Origin of the sequence: Paenibacillus phytorum, assembly GCF_013141715.1 — a bacterium.
Classification (GTDB): Bacteria; Bacillota; Bacilli; order Paenibacillales; family NBRC-103111; genus Paenibacillus_E; species Paenibacillus_E phytorum.
In genome coordinates this window covers 1-6,243 of sequence record NZ_WHOA01000033.1, presented here as the reverse complement: position 1 = coordinate 6,243, position 6,243 = coordinate 1, and the positions used below count along the sequence as shown (strand labels likewise).

At 45.6% G+C, this 6,243-nt stretch carries 3 protein-coding genes; all 3 read left to right on the top strand.

Annotation, left to right across the window (positions count from 1 at the left end; all coding sequences use genetic code 11):
* Nucleotides 1-682: cohesin domain-containing protein (locus tag GC098_RS05775; protein WP_246358446.1), on the top strand; the 682-nt coding region annotated here is incomplete at its 5' end.
* Between the two features lie 393 nt (nt 683-1,075).
* Nucleotides 1,076-1,768, top strand: coding sequence for a response regulator transcription factor (locus GC098_RS41110; protein WP_312879994.1), 693 nt, complete (start codon nt 1,076-1,078; stop codon nt 1,766-1,768).
* Nucleotides 1,769-1,969: 201 nt separating this feature from the next.
* A partial coding sequence (locus GC098_RS39515) for a GH92 family glycosyl hydrolase (RefSeq protein ID WP_216625168.1) occupies nt 1,970-6,243 on the top strand: 4,274 nt, incomplete at its 3' end.

The following is a 6,243-nucleotide window of genomic DNA, read 5'->3' as shown; positions in this document are numbered from 1 at the left end:
TGTGCAATTCGATTCGGTGACATCCCTGAAAGACGGGTTCCAAGTCATCGATCAAAAGGAGACGGAACCGGGACAACTCCGAATTGTGGTTGCCAGCGCGGGCGCGAATGTGCTTGCACAAGGCGATTTGCTCGTAATCCAATTTAAGGCCAAATCTGTAACCCAGGCAACCAGCACGACAATTTCTGTTGATCATGTTGTGATTGCCAATGCACAGGGGAATGAGCTGCAGGTCAGCGGAGCTTCCCGTGAGATACAAATTACTGTACCTACTATACCTGTAGATAAGTCGCTCTTGAACATGGCGATCACAAGCGCTCAGGCGAAGTACGCTGCAGCAGTGGAAGGCAATGGAGATGGACTGTATGCGATGGGCTCCAAAGCGCAATTGCAGTCGGCTATCGATGCAGCCAAGGCGGCAGTAAATAATTCCACTGCTACCCAACAGCAGGTGGATAGCGCGAAAGTCGCATTGGAAGCGGCAGTTCAGGTGTTCGAAAGCAAGAAAATAACCGCAGATATCAATGGAGGCGGTGTCTCAATTGGTGACTTGGCTTCCGTTGCAGTTGCTTTCGGCAAACAACTAGGTCAAGCGGGCTGGAATGAGAAAGCGGATGTCAACCATGATGGCAAAGTTGACATTGTAGACCTTGCCATTGTAGCCAAAGCGATCTTGCAATAAAACAACTTTTATTGAAGGTAGAAAGAATCTCATAGTCGCTATACAGTACCTGGACGATAAGTACTGTATAGCGACTGTTTTAACAATACGCCTTCTGTGGTGACAGATTCTTTTCAGGTGGATGGTTTATTGTACTTTTGGTATATTTGGAATGCCCGCTAAAGAGGCGAACGAGAAAGCTACTAATTATGACTTTCAGAGGTCTTTTTTTTATTTTTTAGAGAAAATAAAGTATGAACGTTTTCGTCGAACCGCGGAGCTTCTTGCAGCTGACTACAAGATGAATGTGAGGTAAGCATAATGACTAGTGCGGAATGCAGGGCGGTAATTATAGACGACGAAGCCTGGATTCGGGAGGGGTTAAGCGAACATATCGAATGAAAAAAGCTCGGGATCGTTCTCGTTAAAGTTTTTCATGATGGAGCCGATGCGTTTGCCTATCTGAAAGAAGACCCGGTGGATATTATTCTTTCCGATATCCGCATGCCCAATATGACAGGACTTGAAATGCTTGCCAGGCTTCGCGACAGCGCAAGCGAGAATGCGGCGGACGATTTGTCCCGTATTAAGGCAATATTTTTAAGCGGTTACAGTGATTTCAAATTCGCGCAGGAAGCCCTGCGCTTAGGAGCAGTCGATTATCTGCTCAAGCCCTCGGAATTGGTAGATATTGAGAATGCGATATTAAAAGCTAAGGCTCTCTGTACTTCGGACGGAGTCCATCAATTTAAACAATCAAGTAGTACAGAGCCATCTGAAGAGCCGGGTTCCTATCTAATTAAAAAGGCGCTGAATTATATTCACGCGCATTTTGCCGAAGAGATCCATTTGGCTGATATTGCTAATGAACTATTTATCACGCCCAACTATCTGAGCAGATTATTCCGTCAGGAGACTGGCCAGTCCTTCAGCGATTACTTAACACGGATTCGTATAAATAAAGCTTGCAGCTTGATTGTGGAAAGCAACATGAAAATTTATCAGATTGGAGATGTGCTTGGTTATACTAACTCTCGTTATTTCAGCGAGTGGTTTCAGAAAAATACGGGCATGTCTCCGGTTGAATATCGTAGAAGGCATACTTAAATCGTTTTCGATAGGTATGAAAATCGGAATAAATGATAGATTCACCTCGTTATATCCATTGTCTTGATCCCTTAATATGATAAATGTAAAGCGTTTTCATTACTTTATCAGGGGGGGCAATGGGGAATAAAACGAGTCATGACCTTTCGGCGTTAGCAAGCATCATATTTAAGAGATTTCATTTTTTAAGGAGGTTTATCGATGAAAAGGTATCTTAGTTTCATGCTCATGGTTATGCTTATGATATCGTCAATGCCAATATCCGTTCAGGCGGAAGAACCGGTCCAGTCGACAACAGAACCTGCCGAATTGCAGGATTTGGTGCAATATGCAAATCCGTTGATCGGTACTAATAACTTTAAGGGTGACAGTGAATATGCAGGCTTGTCACCATTTGTCACCTCGCCGTTCGGCATGACAAATTTCACGCCGCAAACAAGGCAAAATGGAATCGGGGGCGAATCTTATTTATACTCCGATAAACAGTTTAAAGGATTTTTCGCTACACATCAGCCCGCAATCTGGATGGGGGATTACGGATATGTAAACGTAATGCCGCAAATCGGGGATATTAATCCGAGTGAAAGCGGTCGCGCGCTGACCTTTGACTATAAGAATAATGACAGCTCAAAGCAGGAAAACAAAGAAGAAGTATCAACGCCTTACTATTATCAAGCAAAAATGGGTTCCAATGTGGGCAAGCCCATCACAGCAGAAATGACAGCCACTGAGCGCAGCGCCATCTATAGATATACGTTTCCGGCGAACGACAAGTCCAGTATTCTGGTCGAGTCTGCTCGTAACAGGGCAAACGGCAGTGTAACCATAGATGCGAACAACAAAGAGATCTATGGCTGGAATAACGATAATATGAGCGCTCACTTGAACAATAAACCGCCAAAGAACTTGAAAGGCTACTTCGTTGTTCAGTTCTCCAAACCATTTAGTGTTAAGGGAACCTATAATAATTATGTCCCAACAGCGGACGGGAGTACCGTTGAAGGGCAAAAATCCGGCGGATATGTAACGTTCAATACAACAGCAAACGAAGTAATTGAGGTCAGAATAGGGACCTCCTTCATCAGTGTTGATCAGGCAAGGAAGAACATTGAACAGGAAATTGGAACGAAGTCTTTCGATACTGTGAAAGAAGAATTGAAAAATACTTGGAACAAGAAGCTCAATACGATTCAAATTGAAGGAGCGACTCAAGACGAAAAGTACATTTTCTACACGTCAATGTTCCATTCGCTGATGTATCCAAGAATGTTCTACGAAAATGTGGGTGGAACCAACAAATACTACAGCCCTTTTGATGATCAAATACACGATGGCAAGTCATACACAGACTTCTCGATCTGGGATACGTTCAGAGCCCAAAACAGCTTCTTGACGCTTGTTGCACCTGAAAGAATTGATGATATGGTTCAATCCTTGCTCCAGAACTACAAGGAAGGTGGATACATGCCTAAATGGCCGAATCCGAACTATACCAACATCATGATAGGTACGCATGCGGATTCGCTTGTTGCGGAAGCCGTTAACAAGGGATTCCGGGGTTTTAATCTTGATTTGGCATATCAGGCTGTTTATAAGGATGCTATGGTGCCTCAAACGGGCGATGGCACTATCTACAAGTGGGAAAATAGACAAGAGAATATTCCTTATGCAGGACGTGAGGGATTAAGCGCATACAAGGTATTGGGATATATACCGAATGGCTATGTGGCTGAAAATGTATCCAATACGATTGAAGGCGCATATGACGATTGGGCTGTTGCTCAGGTTGCAAAGGCTGCAGGGAAAATGGAAGATTACAAATTCTTCCTGAACCGTAGTCAGAACTATAAGAACATAATAAATCCAAGTACAGGCTTTGCGATGGGACGAGATGCAAATGGCAACTGGACCACTGCAGGGGAAGGGTACGCCGAGGCTAACAGTAAAAAGAATACGTGGTTCGCGCCGCATGACCCACAGGGTCTTCTGGATTTAATGACCAAGTATAAAGGTGCAAATTTTTATAATACGGAGTTGTTGAAAGCATACGGTGTTGGTGATGCCGAATGGATTGAGCACCAAAATGAACCGACTCACCATTACGCTTACATGTTCGATTTCAGCGGCCGTCCGGACCTTACGCAGAAATACGCAAGAAAAACATTGGTCGACAGCTATTTCAATGACACTTCAGGAATGCTGGGCAATGACGACTGCGGTCAAATGTCTTCGTGGTATGTATTCTCGGCAATGGGCTTCTATCCGGTGAATCCTGCATCTGGCGAATATATGATCGGCAGTCCAATCTTTGACAAAGTTACCATTAACAATCCGAAAACTGGCACTAAATTTGTAATAACAGCGCCTAATAATGACGGCAATAACTTTTATATTAGCTCTGCCAAACTCAATGGCTCTGCTCACAATATTCCAGTCATTACTTACGACCAAATGACTTCTGGCGGTACGATGGACTTCGTAATGAGCAGTACAGCTACAGAATGGGCAAAAGATTACTCCAAGCCTGCGCTTGTGTATGACGAGACGGCACAAAGCCCGGAGTATCTCATGAGCATCACGCCGGCAGACATCACAGGAGTGGAAATCGGAACGGCAAAGACAGCAGCAGCTCTTGGATTGCCCGGTAAAGTATCGCTTGTAACCAATATAGGAAATATGGATGCTAGTGTGATATGGGATTTAAGCGGCATTAACTACGATCCAACGATCAAGACGGTGCAAACCTTCACTGTACCAGGAACCGTAACCCTGCCTAGTGGAGTCAGAAACCCGAACAACGTGCCATTGACAACAAGCGTTAGCGTAACTGTTAATAAGATCCCTTCATCACAAATGACGGCAACGGCGACAAGCGAGGAAGCGGGTAAAGATATTGCCTCCAATGCGATTGACGGAAACCCATCAACGATTTGGCATACAAAGTGGAGTAAAGCCGATGTTCTCCCTCAGTCCATTACCTTAAACTTGGGAGGAACTTTTAAAATCAATTCTATTTTGTATTTGCCAAGGCAATCAGGCGACAACGGAATTATTACAAGTTACAACGTATATGCAAGTACGGACGGAGTATCCTTTACTAAGGTTGCAAATGGAAATTGGGCAAACGACAGTACTCAGAAAATCGCAACGTTTGCTTCAACAAATGCATCCTATGTCAAGCTCGAAGCAACAGTGGGCGTCAATGGGTGGGCAAGCGCCGCGGAGATCGGTGTAACTGTGGAATCATCGATGCAGCTGCCGCCCAAGAATCTCACGAGCATCACAGCGCCTGCACAAAAAACAGTGGCCAGCGGAACGGCGAAGACAGCGGCAGCTCTTGGATTGCCCGATAAAGTATCGCTTGTAACCGATTCAGGAAATGTGGATTCCAGTGTAATTTGGGATTTAAGCAGTATTAACTACGATCCAACGATCCAGACGGTGCAAACCTTCACGGTACCAGGAACCGTAACCCTGCCTACTGGAGTCCTTAACCCGAACAGCGTACCTTTGACAACAAGCATTAGCGTATCTGCTAAGCCTGCCGAACTAGTAGCCCTATGGAAGTTCGATGAAGGCTCTGGTACAACCGTCGGCGATTCTTCAGGCAAAGGCAATACCGGAACTCTGGTTAACAACCCAACTTGGACCGATTCGGGCAAGATCAGCGGAGCGCTTGCTTTCAGCGGCGGCTCAAGGGCTGAGATCAACCCTTCGGCAACTTTGAATCAAACGGGTGACGAGTCCGTGTCGTTGTGGTTCAAGACTTCTCAGACTTCAACTGGCTACGTGAACCTTTTCCGTCAAGATAAGCGTTTCACGGCCCTACAGTTGACAGGCGGGGGTCAAGCTCGCGTGGCCTATTGGCCCAATGGTTCATCTAGTAATCAATCGCTGTCGTTTCCATGGACCTATGGTGATAATAAATGGCATCATTATGTGGCCTCCTATGATCATGCACTCGGGCTAAAGGTCTATGTCGATGGTAACTTAGTAGCAAGCAACGCAACGAATCTCGGATCGCTTCCGATTGTAACGAATAAAATCGTGTTGGGAGCCAATGAATCCGGCGGAGAAGCTTACAATGGACTGCTGGACGATGTTCGCGTATTTAACGGTATGTTGTCTCAGGATCAAGTAACGCAATTGATGAATGCGGGGCAAGAACTGACGTTGCAAAGCATTACAGCACCGGCAGCCATCACAGGGGTGGCGAGCGGTACGGCGAAGACAGTAGCAGCCCTTGGATTACCTGCAACGACAGAGCTCGTTACCGATACGGGAAGCAAGAACGCTGAAGTTACGTGGAATGTTGACGCTTCAAGCTATGATCCGTCTGTACGGACGCAGCAGACATTCACCGTAAGTGGAACTGTAACTCTGCCTGCAGGTGTGGTAAATCCGAACAACGTAGCATTGACAACGAGTATCAGTGTAACTGTATTGCCAGCGCCAGCAACACCAGAGTCTACATT